Annotated in this window: 1 protein-coding gene; it reads right to left on the bottom strand. The window is 40.9% G+C overall.

The window, feature by feature from the left end; translation table 11 throughout:
• Positions 1–232 (bottom strand): transposase (locus tag HC733_RS22945; RefSeq protein WP_190367237.1); only part of this gene is annotated, 232 nt, incomplete at both ends.

Here is a 232-nt window from a genome sequence, read left to right on the forward strand (position 1 = left end):
TGATGAGTAAAAAACTGCATCCCACAAAAATACTGCCAATAGGGATTTTCACACCACATGGCGACCGTATTTTCATCCGAAAGTTTATGAATTTGTTTAAGATATTCCAATCCAGCCAGTAACCGAATGGGTTTTCCCAATGCGCCAGTATCTGCACTATAAAGTTGACCAAATTCGGCTTCTAAACGCTGCCAATCAATGATGTTGGCCAATTTAACCAGTTCGTGGTTGG

Origin of the sequence: Pseudoalteromonas sp. S16_S37, assembly GCF_014694405.1 — a bacterium.
In the GTDB taxonomy this organism is placed as follows: Bacteria; Pseudomonadota; Gammaproteobacteria; order Enterobacterales; family Alteromonadaceae; genus Pseudoalteromonas.